Origin of the sequence: Catenulispora sp. GAS73, assembly GCF_041262085.1 — a bacterium.
Lineage (GTDB): Bacteria > Actinomycetota > Actinomycetes > Streptomycetales > Catenulisporaceae > Catenulispora.
Map to the genome: position 1 here is coordinate 12,773 of NZ_JBGCCM010000057.1, position 21,048 is coordinate 33,820.

Here is a 21,048-nt window from a genome sequence, read left to right on the forward strand (position 1 = left end):
GTGCCGCCGTCCTGCTGATCAGACGCTGACCGCGTCCGTCACCCGGACCGGAGCCGCCGCCGGGTCTGGGACAACTTGGCGATGGCAACTGGCCCACCGGAACATCAGGGCCGCGGCATACACCACGGTGGCGGCAGCCGTGATGGAGAAACTCGGCGGCATGCGTGGGATCAGATACGCCGCGATGAGGCCGGCCCACATCTCGGCCACCGCCAGCCCGACCGACAACGTCAGACCACGCCAGGGCCGGTCGGTCAGGACCAGGGCGGTACCGGCCGGGGCGGCGACCAGCCCGAGCAACAGCAGCGCGCCGACCGCTTGTGTCGCCTCGGCGGTGGCCGCGCCGACCAACGCCAGGAACGCGAAGCCCAGTACCCGGACCGGCACACCGCGAGCCGCGGCCACCGCCTCATCGATCGTGGCAAACAGCAGCGGCCGGGCGATCACCACGAGCGCGGCCAGCACCCCGACGCCGATCCACAGCGCGGTCTGCGCCTGCGACGAGGACAGCCCGAGGATCGAGCCGAACAGCACGTTGATGGTCGCCGAGCCGTTGCCGGAGCCGGAGCGGTTGGTGGTGTACAGGGTCAGGAAGAACACGCCAAGGCCCAGGATCCAGGCGAACACATTCCCGATCACCACATCGTCCGCCCGACCCCTTTTACCGAGCGCCCCCAACAGCAGCGCGACGGCGATCGTCGCGGCGAACAACCCGACCCGCAGGTCGATGCCGAACGCCAGGGCCGCCAACGCCCCGGTGAACGCCACGTGGGACAGGGCGTCGCCGGTGAACACCTGCGCGCGCAGCACCAGGAAGAAACCGACCGCTCCGCACGCCGCGGCGATCCCGGTTCCGCCGAGCAGCGCGTAGACCATGAACGGATGGCTGAACATGCTGATCATGAGACCCCCATGGTCCGTGCCGCCCGGCCGGTGAAGTCGCTTCGGCGGGCCACCATCGAATACAGGTTGGCCAGAAGATAGGCACCGAACGCGAAGCTGGTGATCCAGAACCCGATCGGATACGACGAGAAGAACGCCGCGCCCAGCCCGAACCAGGTGACCAACACCGACATCACCACGGCCAGGACGAGACTGATCGCCGGACGTGCGCTGAGCCGCTGCGCCGTGGCCGCGGGCATCACCAGCAGCGCGAACACCAACAGCGACCCGGTGATCTGCGACACCTCCGCGGTGGCGGCGCCCAGCAGCATCAGGAACAGCACGCCGAGCAGCCGGGTCGGCACGCCCCGCGCGGCAGCCACCGTCGGGTCGACGGAGGCGAACAGCAACGGACGGCCGATCACCGCCATCGCGACCAGCACCACCGCGGCGACCACGGCCAGGACAGCGACATCGCCGGGGGTCACGCCCAGAAAGGTGCCGAACAGCAGAGCATTGACACCGTTCAGGAATCCCTTGTACAGCGCGACGAACAGCATGCCGCAGGCCAGGGTGAAGGCCTGCACGACACCGGTGAGTGCGGATTCCTCCGCCAGGCCGCCCCTGCCGTTGCGCGCCAGGACGGCGATCACTGCCGCCGCGCCGATGCAGAACCCGAAGTACCCCCACGAGGCGCTCACGCCGAGAAACACCGCGGCCGCGGCACCGGGGAAGCCGGCCAGAGCCACGGTGTGCCCGGCGAAGGTCTGCCGTCGCAGCACCATGAACCAGCCGACGACGGCGGCCAGGACGGCGACGATCGTGCCGGCTCGGTAGGCGTTGACCATCGAGTCCAGCTGCCACATCTGTTGAACGTCGGACAGCAGGTTCCAGGAGAAGCCGGAGTCAGCGGACATCATCTGCCCCCGAGCGCGTGCCGGTCGATGTGCAGCGCGGGGGCCTCCGGGCCGCCGACCACGACCAGGCGCCCGTCGGACGCGGTCAACACCTCGACCGGCGTCCGGAACAGGCGGGACAGGGTCTCGGTGGTGATGACCTCGGCCGGGGTTCCCGACGCCGCGCCACCCTCAGCCAGGTACACGACCCGGTCCAGGTACGGCAGGATCGGGTTGACGTCGTGGGCGACCATCACGACCGCGACGTCCTCGGACCGCGATATCCGGCCGATCAGGGCCGCGACCGCCGCCTGGTTCGGCAGGTCCAGGGAGTCCAACGGCTCGTCCAGCACCAGCAGCCGGGGCCGGCGGACCAGCGCCTGGGCGATCAGCAACCGCTGCTGCTCGCCACCGGAGCACTCGCCGATCGGACGGCGCGCGTAGGCGGACGCTCCGACCAGATCGATCACCTCGCGAACCCGGGCCTCGGCCGCCCGGCGCTGCGCGCTGAAGCGCGCGGCGCCGGGCAGCGGGATCCCCCAACGATCTCCGTCCATGCCCAGACGCACGACATCGATCCCGCGAATGCGCAGGGAGGCGTCGAAGCTGCGGCGCTGGGGCAGGTAGCCGACGTCGCCGCCGGACGTACCGGGCCGACGACCCAGCACCTCGACGGTGCCCGACGCTGCGGGGAGGACACCGAGCAGAACCTTGACCAGGGTGGATTTGCCGACGCCGTTGGGTCCGAGCACGGCCACGAATTCGCCGCACCGCACGTCCAGGTCGACGCCGCTCCACAGCACGCGGCCGCCGACCGACACCGCCGCACCACGCAGCCCGACGACGGTCTCGTGCCGGGGATGCGCCGCGGCAGCCTCGTCGCTCGCGCCGTGCACCTGCGCGCAGAGCAAGGCGTCGCCCTCGCCGCGGTCGGTCTTGGAATCGGCTATTCCTGCGCTTGTCTCCACCGCCGTCACATCCTCACCGTCAGTCCCCGCCCGTCGCATTGTGAATCAGCTCTGGCCGGTTGCCTGCGCCAACGCGGCCTGCAGCGACGTCAGCTCACTGACCATCCAGTCCTGGAAGGTCGCCGAGGCCGGGGCGAGGGTTTCCGTCACGGTGGTCACCGGGATACCGGCGGCCTTGGCCTCGGTGACCTGAGCGGCGATGTCCGGCGTGGAGTTCTGGGAGTTGTAGACGTAGACCTTGATCTGCTTGCCCTTGATCTGGCCGTCGATCGTGGTCTTGTCGGCCACCGAGGGGTCGTTGCCCTCGGAGATGTCCTTCAGGAACGAGTACGGCGTCAACATCTTCAGTCCGACGGTGTCGGCCAGCGGCGAGACGATCGACTCGCTGGCGCCGATCGGGGTGCCGGCGTACTTGGCCTTGATGTCGGACTCCAGCTGGTTGTATTTCGCCAGCGTGGTGGTCTCGAAGGTCTGCTTCTGGGTGTCGAAGTAGGCCGAGTCGGCCGGGTCCAGCTTCTTGTACTCGGCGACGATCGCGTCGATGACCTTGTAGACGCTGTCGTGGGAGTACCACTGGTGCGGGTTGTCGCCGGCCTTGAGCCCCACCACATCGCCGACGGTCACCACATCCCGGCCAGAGGCCGGGTTCGCCGACACCAGCTTCGGAGCCCACGAGGCGTCGTAGCCGATGCCGTTCTGGATGAACAGCTGCGCACCGGCGATGAGCTTGGCGTCGTTCGGCGTGGCCTCGTAGGAGTGCGGGTCTGTGTCCGGGTTGGTGATGATCGACGTCTCGGCGACGTGCGTCCCACCGAGCTGGGTGGCGATCGAGCCCCAGAAGTTCTCGGCAGCCACCACCACGAGCTTCGTCGACGAACCGCCGGAACCGGTCGAACCCGTCGCCCCGGCAGCCTGCGCGGCGGGCTTGGCCGCCGACTTGGTCGAGCAACCCGCAGTCATCGCGACCCCCAGGCCGACCGCCACCGCGCCGCCGACCACGCGCTTCATGCTCCCGCTCACGGGAACCCCCTCATCGATGATGAAAACCGTTTTCAATACGTCTCTCGAAGAGCATATGAAAATCGTTTCCGATAAGCAAGAGTGAGGCGTGAGGCATGCTTGATCGCCCGTGCGCCTGATGGCCGATGGTCGCCCACCGGTTCAGCAGGCGTTCCACCTCGGCAAGGGTGAAGACGGTCGCCGACCGACGCGAGCCGTCGGTCAGGTCGACGAACGCGTCGATGTTGCACGCCGCCTCGACATCCTTACCATCGCCCGGCAGAAACGAGACCTCGAAGGCCTCGGTGCGCACCCGATACCGGGGACCGTCCCAGAACCGGTCGTTCACGAGCGCTTCGGCGTCGTCGGTCACCGCCGAAGCACCCCAACCCGCAGCGCCCACCGCAAAACCCCCATCCACAGGAAACAGCGCTCCATGGCCGTCGAGATCCCCGCACCGCTGCGGCTAAAAGCCCCGGCCTCGGCCACCGCCGCAGTCTCCGGCACCGCCTTCGACGAGGCGATCGCGCTGACCAAGGCCTTGAAGCTGCCACACATCCGACGGGCGATGGCCCAAACCTGCGGCGCAACGCCCTGAACAGCGAAGCGGCACCCTCCTCGGGAGGGTGCCGCTTTCCACTATGTGGGGCTGATGCGGCGCTACCTGAACACCACTGACGTGCTGAAGGCTCTGCTCACCGACAAGCGGCAAGGACCTCGCGTGACGGGCTGTTGTCTGGTCAGATCAGGCCAGCAGGCGGTGATGCCACCGGCTGCGAGTCGCATTTGCCGGACCTTTTTGCCGTCACTTCCAATCGTGCAGAGCAGAGAATCTTGCGCCCCGGAGGAAGTCGAGCGGGTCGACGGGCAATGGGTTAATTCCCATCGCTATCGCGAGGCTCATGGCCGGAATCGAGAAGGCGCCGGCCCGCCGGAGTACCGCGCACGGGAAAGTTCTATTCTTGATCCTCTTGTACTCGGTCGTCGTGCTGATCCCTAAGGCGTCGGCGGCGACTCCGATGTCGATCATCTCCGGAAGGCTGAATATGTCGGCGAAATCCATCGCTTCATCGTCGAAAATTCTGTGCTCCACTTTCCTGATTGCGGCGCGAAGGCCGAGCTTGTCAGCAAGAGCGCCCAGCCGCTCCCCCTCCAGTCGTTGGGTGGAAGGTGGATTCTTGATGGCGGCGGAGCCGGGGAGGGCCATCCAGATAGTCGCCAACTGCCACGGCTCGCCGACGCGGCGGGCGCGTGCAATCAGCTCCTGCCACCACGCGTTGGCTTCGAAAGTGTCTCCTTGTCGGTCGCAGAGTAGCTTGCGCCCCTCGGCGAGAACTGATCCGAACATTGGCAATTCTGGAATTCCAACCTGTGCTGCATGAATCTCAAGCGACTTGAAGGCGTCGGTCCCGACGAGGCAGGCCAAGGTACCCCTCCTGATTGCGCGAACATCCCGTGGGCCTCTTGGTGATGTGCTGCCGCGAATCGGTGATCGATAAAAGCCTTAGCCTAATCCTCATATCTTGTGCTGGGCCGATATCGGAATTGGGGTGAGAGGAGATCTGATAACGCATGGAGTTGACTCGTATTTGCCGACCGATCCCGGAGGACGTCACGGACCAAATGGGGCGGGAAAAGGTATCTGCGGGTATCCGAAGCGGGGTTGTCGCCGGGCCGGCCAGCACCGACCGTTGATCCATGAGACATCGCGGGCGAGACGCCCCTCCGACGCATCCGCCGTCAATACGCTGATCCGATCGCAGGATCACGAGATGGCCCACTGGCACCACGTCCGGAACGCGCTCATGCCGTGCGACAACCAACGCACCACCACAAGCCACGTCGTCATCAAACAGACGACGCGGACGCCCGTGCAGTGAGGGCATTGCGCCGGACTGGCCTTCGCCCCCTCATCCGCGCGCTCGTCGACACTGCCCCCGATTCGACAAGCATCGACGAATTATCAGGCCGTATCCGACCGGCCCGACGCCCAACGGATCCACGCAAGCTGGCCCGTTCCGAAGTTCTCCGGAGCGGGCCAGCTGATCTTGCGCTACGAGAACACCACAGACTATTCGGTGCCATCTACCAGGCCGGCGGCCGTTCTCGCCTGTGAGGCAAGCGGCGAACGTGCTCCCGGCGTTGGTCGCGTACTACAGGCAGTTCCGGCCCAAGCTGGTCACTCGCAGCCGCCCCAGACCCGTGAGGACGCCGACGGCTGACCCTCAACGAGCCATGGTGCGCCGTCTACCTGGGCTTGTCAGAGCAGACATTCGCCACACTTCAGCAGGGCACCGGCGCCACCAAGCTCAGACAGCACCCTGATACCCGGCCAGCAGGTTCGCGCACCGGATCAGCCCGATATGCGAGTAAGCCTGCGGATGGTTGCCCAGCGAACGCTCGGCGACCGGGTCGTACTGCTCCGGCAGGAGGCCGGTCGGTCCCGCCGCGTCGACGATCTGCGCGAACAGCTCCTCCGCCTCGTCCCGGCGGCCGGCCAGCAGATAAGCCTCGGTCAGCCATGCCGCGCAGATGTGGAAGCCGCCCTCGCCGCCGGGCAGGCCGTCGTCGCGCCGGTACCGGTACACCGTGGAGCCGCTCCGCAGCTCGGCCTCTATCGCCGTTACCGTCTGCTGGAAGCGCTCGTCGGCCGGGTCGAGCAGGCCGGACAAGCCCACGAACAGCGAGGCTGCGTCCAAGTCTGTGCCGTCGTAGGCGGTGGTGAACGCCTGGACTTCGTCGTTCCAGCCGTGCTCCAGGACGTCCGCGCGGATCCTGTCGCGCAGGACGGTCCACTCCGGCGGCACCTTGCGGCCGTACCGCTCGCCGAGCTTGACCCCTCGGTCCATGGTCACCCAGCACATCACCCGCGAGTAGACCCGGTGGCGCGGTACGTGCCGCTCCTCCCAGATCCCGTGGTCGGCCTCGTCCCAGCGCTGCGAGACCGCCTCGGCCATCGCCTGCACCATCTGCCAGTCCTGGTCGCGCAGCTCGCCGCACATCTCGGCCAGCGTGCTGACCAACTCCACCACCGGGCCGAAGACATCCAGCTGGACCTGGTGGTTGGCCAGGTTGCCGACGCGGACCGGTCGCGAGCCGGCGTACCCGGGCAGCGACTCGATCGTCGCCTCGGCGCCGATCACGCTGCCCGACAGGGTGTACAGCGGGTGCAGCCACTCCGGCCCGGCGAGGGTGCCGAGCACGCCGTGCAGCCAGGTGAGGTAGCCCTCCGCCTCCTCGACCGAGCCCAAGTGCACCAGTTCCCGCACCGTCATCGCCGCGTCGCGGATCCAGCAGTAGCGGTAGTCCCAGTTGCGGACCCCGCCGATCTCCTCGGGCAGCGACGTCGTCGCCGCCGCCAGCACGCCGCCGGTGTCGGTGTTGACCAGCCCGCGCAGAGTCAGCGCCGACCGCAGCACCAGCTCGGGCAGCACGCTGGGCAGCTTCAGCGTCGCCGCCCACTCGCTCCAGTATCGGCCCGCGCGCGCCCGTCGCTCCGCCTCGGGCACCTCGTGTTCTTCCAGTTCGGCCGTCCCGCAGCGCAGCTCGAACACGATCGGGTTCCCCGCCGACGGCCGGATCACCGCGGACGCCGTCTCGTGCAGCCCGTCGGAGGTGATGGTCCACTGGACGCCCGGCGAGCGCAGCACGAACGGCTCGGAGGTCCCGTGCACCTGGAGGCCGTCGGCCTCCGCGACCAGGTGCACCGGGACACCGCCGAACTCCGGACGGGGCGCGAACGTCACCAAGGCCTCGGTGTCGCCGGCCACCACCCGGACCAGGTCTGTGCGGTGCGGCGGGGTGTCGAGCTCCAGGTAGTCCGTCACCAGCAGCCGCGACCAGCGGGTCTCCACCGTCATGGTCCTCGGCAGGTAACGCTGGCCCAGCGGCAGGCCGTTGTGCCGGGGGCCGATGCTGAAGTGGCCGGCGCCGGCCCCGCCGAGCAGGTCGGCGAAGACCGCGGGTGCGTCCGCGCCGGGGTGGCACATCCAGGTCAGCTTGGCGTCCGGTGTCACCAGGGCGACCGAGCGTTCGTTGGCCAGCAGGGAGTGCCGCTCGATCGGGTGGGAGGACTGGCCGTACAGCCAGTTCCGGCGCTCCTCCAGCAGGAACGCCAGCACCACCGGGACGTCCGCTGTTCCCGATACACGGTAGGCCGCGAGTGTGTCGCCGGGGCCCACCTTCACGCCGACGTCCGGACCGGACAGCCGGGCGAACGCCTTCTCGTCGGTGACGTCGTCGCCGAGGAAGATCGCCGCGGTGGCGCCGACCTGGTGGCGCAGCACGTCCAGCGCGTGGCCCTTGTCGGTTTCGATCACCGAGAGCTCGATGACCTCCTTGCCGACGGTCGTCGAGACGCCCGGCCAGGTGGCCGGCCCCTCGTGCACCCTGGCGAGCACCTCGCGACCGGCGTCGTGGTCGGCCTGGCGGACGTGCACCGCGATGCTCGCCGGCTTGACCTCCAGGTTCACCCCCGGCACGTCGATGACCAGCCGCTCCAGCTCGGCGCCGAGCTGCCGGTGCAGCGCCAGGGCCTCCGGGGCGAGCTCGTGGACGAAGCCGATGTCGAACTCGGAGCCGTGGCTGCCGACGAGGTTCACCTCGGCGGGCAGCCGGGACAGCGTGGCGAGGTCGCGCAGCGCCCGGCCTGAGATGACCACCGTGGTCGTCTCGTGCAGTGCCGCGAGCGATCTGAGCGCACCCACCGACTCCGGCAGCGGCCTCGCCTCCTCCGGGTTCAGCGTGATCGGGGCCAGCGTGCCGTCGTAGTCGCAGGCGACCAGGAGCCGCGGAGTCCGGGCGATCTGGACGATCGCCCGCCGCAGCTCCGCCGGCAGGGCCTCAGCAGTCAACACTCCTCCTCAAGGAGTTCGGTCATGGGTGTGCGACGTCAGGGTTTTCCGGCGCCGCACCCAGCGCCATGCCCCAGGAACGAGTGCGCCCATCGGTCGAGGTCATGGGTCAGGCTCTGACGCCGCATGGCGCGCATGCGGCGACGGCCCTCTGCGGTATCGAGGGTAACTGCCTCCGCGAGTGCGTCCTTCACGCGGTCCAGATGGTGCTGAAGGGTAGCGTGGCCTGCGACTTTTACACTGATGACCTCCTGGACGGCACGAAGGTGTAAGTGGTGGCCGCTATCGAGCCTGCCACCCGGCGTATCCACATCCTCGGCAGCACGCTGCATGCCACCGGGGAATGGACCGCACAGAGTATGAACATCTTGGCCAGGTCCCGATATCAAATGATCTTTCGACCAACACGGATGGCTTCTCGGCAACGACAGGCGATCCGGCGGCTGACGCTGATGGCGACGACGAGGGACCGACGCTGGCTGCCGGCGGACCGGCGGACCGGCGGACCGGCGACAAAGTCTTGCGCGGGAGCCGCCTGATCGCCGCTCAGCCGACCTCGGAGTCCGGATCCTGCCGGGGTTCGCCGCCGTGTCCGCGGCCGTGATCGGCATCCAATCCGGCGGCGACCGCGTCGTCGCCCTGGCTGAGCTTGAGCATCGCCCGGGCGATACGCGTGGCGAGCATGCCGGAGATCACCGAAGGCGCCAGCAGCGGTCCGCCGTCGACGACTTCAGGTACCGGGGTGTCGGTCGCGGGCCCGAAATCCGCGGGAATCACGGCGACCTGGCGCGCGCCCAACTGCTCGCAGCGCTTGACGCCCTGGGCGACGTCGGGATCGCCGCCGCGGAAGGCGACTTCCACCCACGGAAGGTCGTTTTGGACCCGGACCAAATGGGCGATCCGGAACAGCTCGGCGTCGTCAAACCGGTTCGCTGGGTTCGCAGTCAAAAGCACCGCGAGGTCCGTCGCGCCGAGCCGGCTGGCGGCCCTGGACACCGCGACCCGGAGCCATCCGGCCAGCAGGATCGCGTCGCCGAACGGCTCGGCCAGCATGACCCGGCCGGCCGCCGCGGCGCCGGCCAGCGACGTGAGCGTGCGCGCGGTGTCGGCGACCAGCAGGGGATCGCGCCCCAGCGTCATCGGTACCACGCACACCGGCAAGTCGGTGTTGTCAAGGGCCTTCCTTACGGTCGCCTCCAGAGCCTTCCGTGCCGACGGCGCGCGCAGCACCGGCCCGTGCTCGACCAGCGGATCGACAACCACACCGGCGCCAGCCTCGTGGCCGCCGACGATGACCACAGCGGCTCGCGCCACCCCCACCTCCGCGACCGCCGTCAGACCCCTGACGCCATGCTCAATCGACTTCGCAGGTAGAGGCATCATGCTTCCTCACATTCGGATGGCGCTGTGCCCAGTTCCGGAGCACTCAGACGACGGGGCGTCCAGCCGTCAGCAACGTCTTGGTCGGCGGTGCGCTAATCTCCGCGACAGCAGGTGGTAAACGCCGATGCGTAACTGCACCTGGTCCGGCACACCGAACAACCCAGTTGTCGATCCGCTGGCGGACGTGCAGTGCATCACTCGCGAGGCTTGACGCTGACGGCGCAGCCAGACAGTAATCACCCAATCTGGCGGCCAACGCTCCTGATGGGATGGCGCCGGATCGAATGTCCTCAGCGGCGCGAGCCGCATCGTGCGCTGCGTCGTATTCCGACCTCCATCGACCCTTGCATCGATGCCGTCTTCCGTTGTCGATCTGTGGAGTTGCAAGGCAGAGCCAAGGCCCGCGCAGCCATCCCCGACGAAACCGCGATCGCCGTGATCGCGGTTGGGCTGGTGAACCGAATCCCCACGCCGGTGGGTGACGACTTCTTAGAATCAGGGCGTGCCCGCTTCCAAACCTCGCAAGAAGAAGCCCAAACGTCCGGCCAGCCGCGCGAGCCGTTCGGGGAACCCAGCCGTTCGGCGCCTCGAGGAGGAAGAGATACGGCAGGAGCACGCCGCCAGATCTGCGTGGCCGCACTCAACGAATCCGTTCGCGGAGTATCGGCAGCAGCTCGACCGGGTGCGGACAGGGCACGCGAAAGTAGATGCCAAACCGATCATCGCGGATCTGGCGGCTGCCGACCAGACGGTGTCATGGATCGAGGACGAGTTGTGCCGCCGTCTGGGCCGGGCATTAGCCGCCCAAGACGCTTCGACCGACGCGCGACGAGAATCCGGCGAAGCAGAGATTCTCGACGCCTACAACCCGGACCAACTCCTCGACGCAATCACCGATGCGACCTGCCTGGCGGCGGTCAAAGCCGTCGCTGCCACCGACGAGCCGAGCGACCGCGACGGCACGTGGCGCCTGCTGGTGGCGTTGGCCAGGATCGTCCCGCACCCGGATGCTCGGATCCCCGCCGGAACCGTCGAGGATCTGCGGACCGCGGTCGCTTCGTTTCCCGAGGGCTCGATCGTTGCGGCGCCGACCGCGGCGGCGCAATGGTGCCGGGACGTCTTCGGCACCAGGTTCGCCATAACCGCTCCGTTCGCGGCAGCTGACGGCACCGACCGCTGGTATCTGTGGGACATCGACGTGTGCGGTGGCGAGTCCTACACCGTCGGAGCCGGGTACTTCCGAGATGCCGAGCAGGCGTTCGCCGCGTGGCGCTCGGCGGTCGGGCTGGACGCCACGAGCGGAGCCCAGCTCGAACCAGTGTCCGACGCCCAGCTGGCGGAACGGATTCTCCCAGGGCCGTCCTCCATATTCCGTCCCGGAGGGGAGTCGGAACCGCAGTACGCGGAATTCCACCGGTGCCGCCGGCCGGCACAGGAACTGTGCCGCTCGGAGCATCTGGCCGGCGGCATGTCCACCGCGACGGTTCTGCCGGAACAGGAGGTCGACAAGGACGCCTGGATTGCCGAGTTCATGGCCTGGCGCGCCGAACATCGGCCCGGTCGAAGCGTGGTGCCGGAGGACTTCCCAGCCGAAGACGAACCGCTCACGGAAGCGGAGGTCTACCGTGAGCTTGCCTTCACCTGGCTCAGCGAAGAATTCCCAGAGTTCGCCTACACCTGCTCACCGCACCGGATCGCCTTGACAGCCGTCGGCATCCGCGACCTCTACAACGCCGACTTCGCCGACGTTCTCCTGCGAATCATCCCAGACCTGGCGGCCTGGTTGACCGATCGAGTCGGCTTTCCGGATACCGCGGCCGCCCGAGTCCGGGCGTACGCCGACAGCGTGGTGACTCCCGATACCGATCTGAGAGATCACATCGGGAACCCGACGGCGCAGATCCGGGAGTGAGTCCCACACCCGTGGGCTGATCGCGGATCACTCAAAGCCGGAGCGCGGGTCCGCGACGATATCGAGGAGGGTCTGGATGTCACGCGCAGCGGGAAACTCCTCACGAAGGTGCCACCGAGTATTGCGATCGGGCCAGTACAGCCGCCAAGCCGAGCCGACATGGCGCAATTGGGCAAACGGCCGGGCTGTCCAACCGCCCACTCCGTCCCACGGCGCGCGCCGCTCAAGGAGCGTGATGGACGCTCCTCGCGTTGTGTAGCCGAAGGCAACCTGGTCGCGGACACGGACAGGTACCTGCTGCTCACACCAGGCCGCGACACGGTCCAAGTCGGGCTGCGAGACCGTCATAGCCTCAATATATGTGGCTCGGTGCCGTAAACGCGGATGCCGCCGAACCAGTCGCGGCAGCAGCGGCGCTCCCACAGTGGACGGCTCTCCAGTCCCCTGCGAGCTACGCCGGCCCGGATCAAACGAATCAGCTCGTTCCGGAGATATCCGGAACGAGCTGATTCATACCACTGCGTAGAGCTTAGGGGCGTTAACCTGTAGGCACAAAACTGAGGTCCTGACCTGGTCGTTTACGTTCAGCGGGAAGCAAAGAGCCAAGATCGGTTCGCGTATGGCTCGCGTGAAACGGTGCTGTTTCGCTGGTCGAATTTCCAGGTCACTCTGTAGCGGAGTGGGGTGTGAGGCGCCAGGTTCCACTTATCGCGATCAAGATCCTGAGATGTAGCGCCTTCGTATTCGTCAGAGCTAGGCGCGCAAGAACCGTTCGACTATGCGCGCGATATGAGCCCCTGCGTGTGCGTCGCCGAACGGAGACTCCAGAACGGACAGGCGCTGCAGCTCCGATGACGCGGAAGCGAGCATCGTGAGGGCTTCGTCGGCGATGGGCGTTCCCGGCGGCATGAGCCTGGCGAAGTCGCGCAGCGCTTCTGGACGTTCGGTCGAGCGTCGTACGACGATGAGCGGTCTTTTCAGGACGGTGACTTCCTCCTGTACCCCGCCGGAGTCTGAGACGACCAATGCCGCTTCGGCGGCCAGCGCCAGGAACTCGGCGTAGCCAAGCGGCTCGGTGACGATGAGGCCCGCCAGCAGGTGCTGGCAGTCGGCCGCGTACAGGGCGGCGCGTGTGCGGGGATGAGCGGGGAAGAGTACCGGCCATCCGGCTGTCGTCAGGGCTGCCAACTCGGAGATGACGGTGGTCAGGATGGCCGGATCGTCGGTGTTCTCCGGTCGGTGGATGGTGGCCAGGACGAACCGGTCGGCCTGAAGTCCGTGTTCGGCGAGTACCTTCGCACGCTGTCCTTCGGCGGGCAGCGCCTGGTTCACAGCGTCGACGATGGTGTTCCCCGTCAGGGCGATGCGGTCGGCGGGGATGCCTTCGGCCCTCAGGTTCTCCACGTTGAGCTCGGTGGCTGCGCACAGAACGGTCGCCAGGTGGTCGGCGATGATCCGGTTGTGCTCCTCGGGCATGCGGCGGTCGCGGCTGCGCAGTCCGGCCTCGACGTGGATGAGGGGGATGTCGTGGGCGTTGGCGGCCAGTGCGCCGGCGACCACTGAATTGGTGTCGCCTTGGACCAGCACGACCGCGGGCCGCTGCGCGCCGAACAACTCGTCGAGGGCTTGCACGGCCAGGCCGATCTGTGCACCGCGGGGCTTGCCCCCGATGGCGAGAGTCGTTTCGGGACGGCGCAGTTCGCACTCGTCGAAGAAGATGTCCGACATGTCGTGGTCATAGTGCTGGCCGGTGTGGACGACGCGGACGCGATCAGGGAGGTGGCGCGCGACGGGGGCCAGTTTCACGATCTCCGGCCGAGTTCCCAGGACCAGTACCGCCGTCCCGGTCAGAGAATTCGAACCCGCAGCCATGTCCACCATCCGTTTCTCGCGTCGATCACTTTGGGCGATGCCACTGTGTGGGGTCGGGTGCGTGTCGCCGAAATCCTCAACGCGGTTCTCCGGGAAATTGGCCCTGTCGGCCTAGTAGGTACTTTGTATTACCGCGAAGGGCGATTCTGACCAGTGGGATTCGTGGCTTATTCCGTGGCGTGTTGGGCGGCGGTATCGGGATGCCGAGTGGCTAATCTGAGGCAGGTCGACCACGGATGAGGAGAATTCGGAATGAGTGCTCACGTTGGAGCAATCGGGGGAGCGGGCGGAATGGGCGCCCTGGCGGCGACGGGAGCTCCGAACATCGCCGTCATCGTGGGCTTCGCTGTGGGGGCGGTCGTCGCCGGTGCGTGCTTGGTCCGCTCCACGATGGTTCTGAAGCGGTCGGGCCGTTAGGCGGATGTCCGCCGACTTCCTCGCTGGGGATGGTGCGCTGCGAGCCGCACTGCCCCCGGCGCGTGCCCGCCACGTGGTCCGGTGGCTGTTCGCCGGGCTGATGTGTGGTTCGGCGGCGCTGCTGATCGTCGCCGAAGCGGGCTACCGGGGCTTCGAGTCGAGACTTGCCGCCGGTGCGGTCCACCAGCTGCTGGGATTCTCGGCTGTCGCAGTCACCGACCGGCAGACGTTCTTCTTCGCCTTCCAGACCGGTGGCACGAAGCACATGCTGGGCTTGAACGTGTCGCTGGGGTGCAGCAGCGTGTTCTTGCTGGCCCCCATGCTGATGATCACCGGGATCATGGCCGCGTACAGCGCCAGGCCGTTGGTCAAGCTGGGTTTCGCGGCTGCGGCCGCGGCAGTGGTCTTCATCGCCGTCAATCTGCTGCGGCTGGTGATGATCGCCGGCCTGATGGTCTGGTGGGGTGTTCAGACCGGCTTCGGCTGGGGTCACACCTTGTTCGGTTCGATTCTCACTTTGGTGGGCATGGCGGCAGCTTCGGCTGTCTATTACCTGATTGTTTCGCGGGAATGGCGACCTCGTGTCGGCCGGGATCGGCGATCGCGGTCTTGATCTCGAAGGGTATCTTCACCACATAATGGATCCGCTCGAACTCTGTGTCGTCCTCTCCCTGGTCTTCGGATTCTCCTTCTTGTGGTACGTCATCGCGCTGGTGTTCAGCTTTCTGCACCGCTCGCCGGGATCGCCCGGTGATCCCGCGCATTATCAGTGGCACTTCCTGGTCCCGTGTCGCGACGAAGCAGCCGTTATCGCCGACACGGTGGCCTACCTCCGGGGGACGTTCCCGTCGGCGGTGCTCTGGGTCATCGATGACGCTTCGCAGGACGCCACCGCGTCCATCGTGGAGGAGCTGGGTCGCGATGACGCCGCTGTGCGCCTGGTGCGTCGGACCATGCCGGAAGCGCGCACCGGGAAGGGCGATGCCCTCAATGCCGCCTACCGGGAGCTGTGCCGGACGATGGCGACCGATGCCGACCGAGACAGGGTGCTGGTGTGCGTGGTCGATGCCGACGGCCGTCCCTCGGCGAACTTGTTCGAGGTCTGTGCCGGTAGCGCGGTGTTCGCCGACCGCCGTTACGGTGCGGCGCAAGTCGAAGTGCGCATGTCCAACCGCGACCGGCGCCATCCGCTGCCCGGCAAGGGAATCGTCAGCAACCTGTCGGCCATGCTGCTGGCGCGGTTGCAGGATGTGGAGTTCCGCGGCCCGATCTCCGCCATGCAGATCCTCCGTGAACGGTCGGCGACGGTGAACCTGGGTGGCAACGGCCAACTCGTTCGTCTGTCGGCGTTGGACTCCGCTGCACAGGAAGCCGGTGCGCCGTGGGGCAACGCCCTGTTGGAGGACTACGAGATCGGGCTGCGGCTGATGCTGGCCGGGTGGCGGATCGCGTACACCACGGACGCCTGGGTGGAGCAGGAGGCGCTGTGGAGCCTTCGCGCGCTGCTGGTCCAGCGCACCCGGTGGGCCCAGGGCTCGATGCAGTGCGTCCGGTACCTGCCGCAGATCTGGCAGTCTCCGCAGTTCTCCAACGCAGGGCTCCTGGAAGTCACCTACTTCATGGCGCAGCCCTGGTTACAGATCATCGGCACGGTCGCCTACCCGGCGCCGTTGATCGTGTTGTTCTCCAACGCGGCGCGCTACCCGGCCTTCATGGAGACGTTCCTGCGGGACGGCGGCGCGGCGATGCTGGCGTTGTACTTCGTGATCGGGTTCGGTGAGTTCGCGATCTGGGCCTGGGTCTATCGCCGGCGCTGCGAGCGCGGGCTCAGCGGCCGCCAGGCCTGGGCGATCGGCGTCGGGCTGGTCGGCTATGCCTGGCTGAGCTACGCGATCGCCTGGCGTGCCTTCGCCCGTCTAGTCACCGGGCGCACCGCCTGGCCCAAGACCCGGCGCAATGCGGAGTTGGCACTCCCGACTCCCCGTTCCGCCCAGGCTTCGCGGGACGCCCAGACTCAGGACGCCCAGACTCAGGACGCCCGAACTCAGGTTGCCCAGACTCAGGTTGCCCAGACTCAGGACGCCCAGACTTCGGACGCGATCGCCCGATGACGCGCGCGATGGCGATGCTGGCCGCGGCCGTGCTGACCGCCGGACTCGGTGGCTGTGCCTCTTCTCCGATCTTCGAACACGCCGGCATGGGCGTCGGTACGTTCACCACGGTCTGGGACGTCGGCTCTTGCCACCGGCTGGACCAGCCGGTCCAGACCGACCCGATGATGCTGTCGGACACGTCTCCGGCTGTGCCCTGCCAGTCCGAGCATCAGAGCGAGACGTACGCGGTGGTGCCGATCACCGGCGCCGTCGCCGCCCCCGAGCAGCGGCCCAGCCCGCTGTGGCTCCAGCACGCGGTGGCCGGGGCGTGCAAGTGGTCCGACTTGGGCGCCTACCTCGGCGCGACCGACGTCGACATCTTCCGCGACATCGTCCCGCTGCAGATTCTGCCGAGCGACGACGAGTGGCGCGCCGGAATCCGCGAGGTGCGCTGCGACGCACTCGTCGGGCCCCGGACCACGGCGTCGGTCGCATCGGTCGCCATGCCGTTGAAGCAGATCCTGCGCCGGGCGGCCGGCGCCAGGTTCCGGGTCTGCTCCTTCGGGGATGTCGAGCTCACCTGTGACCAGCCGCACAACTGGGAGCTGGTGTATCCGTACGTCAAGTTCACCGCGACGGAGTTGAAGGCCGATCGCAAGACGAAGGTGGCCAAGGTCGCTGCCGCATGCGTCTCCCCTGTGGCGACGTACCTGGGTACCGCGCTCACCAATCGTCCGGACTTGGTGCTCTACCCCGAACCCCCGCCGGGGGACGGGCCGCACGCCGGCGCCGTCTCAGGGTTCTGCTGGATCGGTCCGAAGGACAAGGACCGACTGGCGACCGGGACACTGCGCACGCTCGGCTCGGTGACGCCGTGAGTGGGATGGATACCGTGGTTGTCCCGGACGAGGCCGTCCTGCCCGAGGCTGCGGCCGGTGTCGCAGCGGTGGCGTCGGACGCGCCCGACAGGCCTGACGCGCCCGACGCGCCCGACGTTGAGGCGATGGTCGTTGCCGCGGTGAACACCGCCAAGAGAATCGTCACAAGCGTTGCACAGCAGCACTGCGCATTGGCTACCGGCCTGGTGTGGGCGCTGGTGATGCTGGTCCGGCTCTACGCTGGCGGAGCCGTCGGGTTCGCCGACAATTTCGACGGCCACCGTCTGCTGTGCCAACTCGGCGTGGCACCGCATCCGCTGCCGGTCACCCAGGCGTTGTGGGCCTATACGACGCCTCGCTATGACTCCTACACCTGGTACGGCGAGGCCTGCTCGGCCGGAGGCAGCGGGCAGGGATATCTGTCCACTGAGATCGTCCCGCTGTGGGCCACCAAGTGGCTCACCGGTCTGTTCGGTCTGCCCGGTGCTCTGGACCTGCGGATGCTGGGGATCGTGTTCACCGCTGTCTTCGCCGCGGGGATCGCGTGGACCGTTCACGAACTCGTCGGTCCGAAGTGGCTGCGGATCCTGATCGCGTCCGGAATCGGGCTGGCCACCTGCGACAGCGCGATCGCGCCGTACTTCAACTCCCCGTTCAGCGAGCCCGCCGCCCTGATCGGAATGCTGCTCCTGATCCCGGCGCTTCTCCGTCTGCTCAGCCAGGCGCGCTACCGCGGTGCCGACATCCTGATCGTCACGGTGCTCACGGCATGGACCATCGGTGCCAAGACGCAGATGGCGAGCCTGCTGATCGTCGTCGTACCGATCCTGCTGATGCGTCCGTCCGCCTCACGCGACCGGCTCGCAGCCGCCGGCAACCGCGTCGGCAGCGCATTGGCCGTTCGGGGTCCGGCGATGGCGGCCTGCGCCGTCCTTTCGTTCGGCACACTGTCGTTCCAACAGGTGCAGCCACGCTGGTTCCACGAGATCGTCGTCTACGACGCCGTCTTCCGGGAGATCCTGGGGCACAGCCCGAATCCGAAGGCGGATCTGCGCGCGCTGGGCCTCGACGAGTCGCTGGCATCGGCGGCGGGAACCTCGATCGTCGACCCCGAGTCCGCCGCCAACCTGCCGGACTATCCCCAGTTCGTCGCGAAGGCATCGCTGGGAAAGGTCCTCGGCTTTTACGTGGGCCACCCGGTCAGGCTCCTGGGCGTCGCAGACCGTGGGCTGGTCGGTGTGACCGCCACCCGCCCCTCCTACTTGGGCAACTACCCGATCACCGCGGGAAAGCCGCCCTACGCACAGGAATGCAGGGTGTGCGTGTCCTCGGCTGTGTTCACTCTGGCCGAGCCGTTCCGCTGGGTCGTGATCCCCGGGCTGTGGGGCGCGGGGCTGGTCGGCGGAGTGTTCCTGTTTCGGCGGCGCACCCTGAGCGTGGCGGCCCGTGGAGTAGGCGTGACGCTGGCCGCGTTCGCCGCCGCGACTGTCGCGCAGTTCTGGGCCGTCATGCTGTCCGAAGGGGAAAGCGATCTGGAGAAGCACATGGTCTTCGTGCTCTACGGAACGATGCTCCTCGGCCCACTGCTGTTGGCCGGGCTGGCCGCGTTGGATAGCACAGCAGTGGACAGCACAGCGGTGGATCCAGAAGCGGAGGAGATGCCGTGAGCCGGGTCGCCGTCCTCGGCCGGGTCGCGGTGTCCGCGGCGGTGCTCGCCACGTTGATCGGCGTCGCCATCGGCGTCTTCGCCGGTGGTCATCCTGCGGCTCCGGACGGCGTCGTGCAGTGCGCGCCGAGCGGAGCCGGAGCCTCGACCGCCGACGGATGCCCGACCACAGCCCCCGGCAATCGGTGAGTGCCGCGGATCATAGGGGCATTGAGATCTTGAACAAACCACATATATCGGTGTTTTCGCGGCCAATGTCCTGATAGCACAGCAAATCGTGTCACGATCTGTGCATGACAACACTTCACGACGTCGATCCCCCCGCCGTCGCCGTGGATTCGGCGTCGCGGAGCGAACCGACGTCGGAGATCGCGCCGCGTGACGCCGGCTACACGGCGGCATACATCGGGATGGCGGCGTGCGCCGCGGTCCTTGTGTTCCTGCTGATCCGGTTCACGGTCGACGACGCCTTCATCTCCTGGCGCTATGGCGTGAGCCTGACGCGCGGCCACTGGAACTGGAACCCGACGTCGCAGGACAAGGTCGAGGCGTACAGCAACCCGCTGTACGCGGCGCTGTCCTTCATTCCGGCCCTGCTCGGTTTCTCGACCGAGCTCTTCTTCAAGATCCTCGCCCTGGGCATCGGCGCGGCCTACCTCCGCGTCGTCTCCCGCCTGGCCGTCCCGCGCATGCAACGCCTCGTCCTGGCCGGGTTCGCCCTGGTGAACCCGTTGTTCTTCGTGCACCTGCTCGACGGGCTGGAGACGACCTCCTTCGCCTTGGGTATCAGCGCCCTGTTCGGCCGCCTGTACCTACGCGGGCGTCTGGACCGGACCGGTCATCTGCTCGCCGTCGCGGTCGCGTTCAGCCGTCCGGAGGGGATCCTGTTCGCCGCCGTGGCGGAGTTCTGGACCTACTACCTCAGCCGTCGCCGCGACGACCTCGTCAACGCCTCTGCTGTCGTCGCCGGACTCGGTGTCTACTGGCTGGCTCGGGCCGAGTACTTCGGCAAGTTCTTCCCCAACCCATTCTATCTCAAGACCGCGGACCAGACCAGCGTGGTCGCCTCCACTGTCAAGATCTTCCATGACCTACAGCTCAAGGTCCTGTTGTTCGTCGCGCTGATCGTGCTGGCCGAGTGGCTGCGGCGCAACCGCGCCGGCGCCCGTTCCGAGCAGGGGCGGCCCCAGCGGCTGTCGCCGGCGCGGGAGGCCACGCCGGTGGTCCTGGCCGCCACCAGTGCCCTGATCATCTTCACGCTGTATCAGGTCTCGAATCTGCAGATGGACTTCGGCAACCGGTTCCGCTGGCAGTTGATCTTCCCCATCGCGGTGGTGCTGCTGGCCCGTCCGCTGTTCGTGCCGCGCACCGGTGCCGAGAAGACGGCCGCGCCGCCGGCCTCGGCGCGGTGGGTGGCGCTCGCGCTGCTGATCGGGGCGGTCGCTGTGCTGGAGGGCGGATCCAGCTTCACCGCGCATCGCACCACCGTCATCGTCGGGGCGTGTGCGGCGTTCCTCGCGGTCCTCATCGCTTGGAGTACCGGACGCACCGCGGCGCTGATCGCCGGCGCGGTCGGCCTGATGACCGCGGTCTCCGCCGTCAGCGCCGGCGAGCTGGTCGGCTGGGCCGTGTACCGCTACCACCTCGAGTACGCCCACCACGCCCTCGGCTCGGCGATCGCCGCGGACCGGAGCCTGGACGGAACGATCGCGGTCATGGACTCCGGAGCGCTTCCCTTCAGCCTGAACGCACATCAGCGCTCCCTGGACCTCGGCGGCCTGGCCGACCCGTTCCTGGACCAGCCGGTCCCTCCCGCAGTACTCGCCGACCTGTCCGCCGTCGTGACTCTGGGCGGCGGCCCGGCCAGAGGCGGCATGTGGTGGGGCGACACCTCCTCAGGGCCCGTCTTCGCCCGTCTGCAGCAGGGCGGCGGCTTCGACTACGCCCAGGGAGTGCCCTACGCCGACGGCTACTGGCTCAACGTCTATGTCAAACACGGTTTGGGAACGCAGCTGTTGCGCGCCCTGCCCGCGATGCGTGAGCGAGCGGTCGCGAACAACTTCGTTCCGGATGACAAGGTCTTGGACGACCACCTGTTCGACTTCCCGTTCCTGCGCGGCCGGCCCGCTCAGATCTCCGGACAGGCGTCGGCTGCCGGGAAGTAGCGGCGCTGACCTCACAAGGCGCGTTCCGACTCGGGGCGCGCCTTGTGCACTGATCGGTTGAGCC

The 21,048-nt window shown here is 67.6% G+C and carries 18 protein-coding genes; 8 read left to right on the forward strand and 10 right to left on the reverse strand.

Annotated elements, in window-relative coordinates; translation table 11 throughout:
- Nucleotides 1–18: 18 nt before the first annotated feature.
- The 5 genes from ABH935_RS47305 to ABH935_RS47325 all read right to left on the reverse strand — a co-directional run bounded on the left by ABH935_RS47305 (nt 19) and on the right by ABH935_RS47325 (nt 4,118).
- Nucleotides 19–903: a metal ABC transporter permease gene (locus ABH935_RS47305; protein ID WP_370384580.1), complete on the reverse strand. Its 885-nt coding sequence runs from the start codon at nt 901–903 to the stop codon at nt 19–21.
- A complete protein-coding gene (locus ABH935_RS47310) occupies nt 900–1,799 on the reverse strand; it encodes a metal ABC transporter permease (protein ID WP_370384581.1) in 900 nt (299 codons plus the stop codon). Before ABH935_RS47310 ends, ABH935_RS47305 begins: the two co-directional genes overlap by 4 nt.
- Nucleotides 1,799–2,674: a metal ABC transporter ATP-binding protein gene (locus ABH935_RS47315; RefSeq protein WP_370384612.1), complete on the reverse strand. Its 876-nt coding sequence runs from the start codon at nt 2,672–2,674 to the stop codon at nt 1,799–1,801. Before ABH935_RS47315 ends, ABH935_RS47310 begins: the two co-directional genes overlap by 1 nt.
- Before the next feature lie 117 nt (nt 2,675–2,791).
- Nucleotides 2,792–3,754: a metal ABC transporter solute-binding protein, Zn/Mn family gene (locus ABH935_RS47320; RefSeq protein ID WP_370384613.1), complete on the reverse strand. Its 963-nt coding sequence runs from the start codon at nt 3,752–3,754 to the stop codon at nt 2,792–2,794.
- 22 nt (nt 3,755–3,776) lie between these two features.
- A complete protein-coding gene (locus ABH935_RS47325) occupies nt 3,777–4,118 on the reverse strand; it encodes a hypothetical protein (RefSeq protein WP_370384582.1) in 342 nt (113 codons plus the stop codon).
- Between the two features lie 63 nt (nt 4,119–4,181).
- Between ABH935_RS47325 and ABH935_RS47330 the strand changes: the two genes are divergently transcribed.
- A complete protein-coding gene (locus ABH935_RS47330; protein ID WP_370384583.1) occupies nt 4,182–4,343 on the forward strand; it encodes a hypothetical protein in 162 nt (53 codons plus the stop codon).
- A 207-nt stretch (nt 4,344–4,550) separates the two neighbouring features.
- Here ABH935_RS47330 and ABH935_RS47335 read toward each other — a convergent pair whose 3' ends face one another.
- The 3 genes from ABH935_RS47335 to ABH935_RS47345 form a co-directional block, all read right to left on the reverse strand.
- Nucleotides 4,551–5,171, reverse strand: a complete 621-nt coding sequence (locus tag ABH935_RS47335; protein WP_370384584.1) for a hypothetical protein — start codon at nt 5,169–5,171, stop codon at nt 4,551–4,553.
- 883 nt (nt 5,172–6,054) lie between these two features.
- Nucleotides 6,055–8,598, reverse strand: coding sequence for a trehalose-phosphatase (gene otsB / locus ABH935_RS47340; RefSeq protein WP_370384585.1), 2,544 nt, complete (start codon nt 8,596–8,598; stop codon nt 6,055–6,057).
- A gap of 546 nt (nt 8,599–9,144) precedes the next feature.
- Nucleotides 9,145–9,912 carry a hypothetical protein gene (locus tag ABH935_RS47345; protein WP_370384586.1) on the reverse strand — a complete coding sequence of 256 codons (768 nt, stop codon included), beginning with the start codon at nt 9,910–9,912 and terminating at the stop codon, nt 9,145–9,147.
- 751 nt (nt 9,913–10,663) lie between these two features.
- On the opposite strand from ABH935_RS47345, the gene ABH935_RS47350 reads away from it, so the two are divergent.
- Nucleotides 10,664–11,893, forward strand: a complete 1,230-nt coding sequence (locus ABH935_RS47350; RefSeq protein WP_370384587.1) for a hypothetical protein — start codon at nt 10,664–10,666, stop codon at nt 11,891–11,893.
- Nucleotides 11,894–11,920: 27 nt separating this feature from the next.
- On the opposite strand, the gene ABH935_RS47355 is transcribed toward ABH935_RS47350, so the two are convergent.
- Both ABH935_RS47355 and wecB read right to left on the reverse strand, forming a co-directional pair.
- Nucleotides 11,921–12,241 (reverse strand): DUF3024 domain-containing protein, encoded by a 321-nt coding sequence (locus tag ABH935_RS47355; RefSeq protein WP_370384588.1) that lies wholly within the window; start codon nt 12,239–12,241, stop codon nt 11,921–11,923.
- Nucleotides 12,242–12,646: 405 nt separating this feature from the next.
- Complete coding sequence (wecB, locus tag ABH935_RS47360) at nt 12,647–13,765, reverse strand: non-hydrolyzing UDP-N-acetylglucosamine 2-epimerase (RefSeq protein ID WP_370384589.1); 1,119 nt, start codon at nt 13,763–13,765, stop codon at nt 12,647–12,649.
- A gap of 421 nt (nt 13,766–14,186) precedes the next feature.
- Here wecB and ABH935_RS47365 point away from each other — a divergent pair, with 421 nt between their 5' ends.
- The 6 genes from ABH935_RS47365 to ABH935_RS47390 all read left to right on the forward strand — a co-directional run bounded on the left by ABH935_RS47365 (nt 14,187) and on the right by ABH935_RS47390 (nt 20,984).
- Nucleotides 14,187–14,795, forward strand: a complete 609-nt coding sequence (locus ABH935_RS47365; RefSeq protein ID WP_370384590.1) for a hypothetical protein — start codon at nt 14,187–14,189, stop codon at nt 14,793–14,795.
- 25 nt (nt 14,796–14,820) lie between these two features.
- Nucleotides 14,821–16,293 (forward strand): glycosyltransferase family 2 protein, encoded by a 1,473-nt coding sequence (locus ABH935_RS47370; RefSeq protein WP_370384591.1) that lies wholly within the window; start codon nt 14,821–14,823, stop codon nt 16,291–16,293.
- Nucleotides 16,290–17,153, forward strand: coding sequence for a septum formation family protein (locus ABH935_RS47375; RefSeq protein ID WP_370384592.1), 864 nt, complete (start codon nt 16,290–16,292; stop codon nt 17,151–17,153). The genes ABH935_RS47370 and ABH935_RS47375 overlap by 4 nt, the downstream gene beginning before the upstream one ends.
- A gap of 5 nt (nt 17,154–17,158) precedes the next feature.
- Nucleotides 17,159–18,820, forward strand: coding sequence for a hypothetical protein (locus ABH935_RS47380; protein WP_370384593.1), 1,662 nt, complete (start codon nt 17,159–17,161; stop codon nt 18,818–18,820).
- The gene (locus ABH935_RS47385; RefSeq protein WP_370348223.1) at nt 18,817–19,008 is read left to right on the forward strand and encodes a hypothetical protein; all 192 of its coding nucleotides are present in this window, start codon (nt 18,817–18,819) and stop codon (nt 19,006–19,008) included. Before ABH935_RS47380 ends, ABH935_RS47385 begins: the two co-directional genes overlap by 4 nt.
- Before the next feature lie 104 nt (nt 19,009–19,112).
- Nucleotides 19,113–20,984 carry a hypothetical protein gene (locus ABH935_RS47390; RefSeq protein WP_370384594.1) on the forward strand — a complete coding sequence of 624 codons (1,872 nt, stop codon included), beginning with the start codon at nt 19,113–19,115 and terminating at the stop codon, nt 20,982–20,984.
- Nucleotides 20,985–21,048 lie beyond the last annotated feature (64 nt).

Bases quoted from the DNA above. Each gene is read 5' to 3' on its own strand.
- ABH935_RS47390 (WP_370384594.1), top strand. From the start codon at position 19,113: ATGACAACACTTCACGACGTCGATCCCCCCGCCGTCGCCGTGGATTCG.
- ABH935_RS47370 (WP_370384591.1), top strand. From the start codon at position 14,821: ATGGATCCGCTCGAACTCTGTGTCGTCCTCTCCCTGGTCTTCGGATTC.
- ABH935_RS47380 (WP_370384593.1), top strand. From the start codon at position 17,159: ATGGATACCGTGGTTGTCCCGGACGAGGCCGTCCTGCCCGAGGCTGCG.
- ABH935_RS47310 (WP_370384581.1), bottom strand. From the start codon at position 1,799: ATGTCCGCTGACTCCGGCTTCTCCTGGAACCTGCTGTCCGACGTTCAA.
- ABH935_RS47330 (WP_370384583.1), top strand. From the start codon at position 4,182: ATGGCCGTCGAGATCCCCGCACCGCTGCGGCTAAAAGCCCCGGCCTCG.
- ABH935_RS47305 (WP_370384580.1), bottom strand. From the start codon at position 903: ATGATCAGCATGTTCAGCCATCCGTTCATGGTCTACGCGCTGCTCGGC.
- ABH935_RS47375 (WP_370384592.1), top strand. From the start codon at position 16,290: ATGACGCGCGCGATGGCGATGCTGGCCGCGGCCGTGCTGACCGCCGGA.
- wecB (WP_370384589.1), bottom strand. From the start codon at position 13,765: ATGGCTGCGGGTTCGAATTCTCTGACCGGGACGGCGGTACTGGTCCTG.
- ABH935_RS47355 (WP_370384588.1), bottom strand. From the start codon at position 12,241: ATGACGGTCTCGCAGCCCGACTTGGACCGTGTCGCGGCCTGGTGTGAG.
- ABH935_RS47365 (WP_370384590.1), top strand. From the start codon at position 14,187: ATGTCCGCCGACTTCCTCGCTGGGGATGGTGCGCTGCGAGCCGCACTG.
- ABH935_RS47320 (WP_370384613.1), bottom strand. From the start codon at position 3,754: ATGAAGCGCGTGGTCGGCGGCGCGGTGGCGGTCGGCCTGGGGGTCGCG.